Origin of the sequence: Chryseobacterium sp. WG23 (genome assembly GCF_024586575.1) — a bacterium.
Taxonomy (GTDB): Bacteria; Bacteroidota; Bacteroidia; order Flavobacteriales; family Weeksellaceae; genus Chryseobacterium.
On record NZ_JALCZE010000048.1, the window covers coordinates 1 to 268 of the forward strand.

Consider the following 268-nt stretch of genomic DNA (forward strand, 5'->3'; position numbering starts at 1 on the left):
GTGGAGAATAAGGGAGTCGAACCCTTGACCTCCTGCGTGCAAGGCAGGCGCTCTAGCCAGCTGAGCTAATTCCCCCTCTAGTAGACTAAGAGATTCAAGATACTAGATTCAAGACTTATCATCTTGCCTCCTGGCTCTTTTATCTTCCCGTCTTTTTAATTAGTAGTCTCGGGCAGGCTCGAACTGCCGACCTCTACATTATCAGTGTAGCGCTCTAACCAGCTGAGCTACGAGACTGTCTTTTTAGACTTACAGATCCTAGATGCTA

Annotated in this window: 2 tRNA genes; both read right to left on the reverse strand. The window is 47.4% G+C overall.

The window, feature by feature from the left end:
* Nucleotide 1: 1 nt before the first annotated feature.
* Nucleotides 2-75: transfer RNA gene (locus MP477_RS22710), tRNA-Ala, on the reverse strand.
* 88 nt (nucleotides 76-163) lie between these two features.
* Nucleotides 164-237 (reverse strand) — tRNA-Ile (locus MP477_RS22715).
* Between the last annotated feature and the right edge of the window lie 31 nt (nucleotides 238-268).